Origin of the sequence: Ectothiorhodospira shaposhnikovii (genome assembly GCF_022227765.1) — a bacterium.
Taxonomy (GTDB): Bacteria; Pseudomonadota; Gammaproteobacteria; order Ectothiorhodospirales; family Ectothiorhodospiraceae; genus Ectothiorhodospira.
In genome coordinates this window covers 1-400 of record NZ_JAJMLZ010000035.1, presented here as the reverse complement: position 1 = coordinate 400, position 400 = coordinate 1, and the positions used below count along the sequence as shown (strand labels likewise).

1 protein-coding gene is annotated in these 400 nt (G+C 59.2%); it reads right to left on the bottom strand.

The features are described from left to right. Positions 1–271: 271 nt before the first annotated feature. Positions 272–400 (bottom strand): PD-(D/E)XK nuclease domain-containing protein (locus tag LQD11_RS15450; protein ID WP_238618352.1); only part of this gene is annotated, 129 nt, incomplete at its 5' end.

The window sequence follows — 400 nt, the reverse complement described above, 5'->3', positions numbered from 1 at the left end:
GTGCGTTACTTTGTGCGTTGTGTGTAATTGACCCGTGGCCGAGGTCCGTTGCCATGCAGGATAAATCTGCGTCATTCCCGCGCAAGCGGGAATCCATCGGCCGGGAATGGACTGAAGGATCCTGGACTCCCGCATTCGCGGGAGTGACGAAAGAGCGCGGAAGTGAAGAAAAGGGCGTGTTCGGTATTCCGCACCGTTTTCACAACCGTTTTCACAACCGTTTTCACGGGCAGGCCCGCTCCCACGGCCACGATTCACAGGCCCGGTCGGATCAAAGGCTCAGCACGTCAAAAGCGATGATCTGCCGCTGTTCCCTGGAGAACTCCACCCCGATGAGGTGGATGGGCTTGCCCTGCCCCCGGTACTTGTCGGCGTAGCCCTTGTCCTGGAGCTGCCGCAA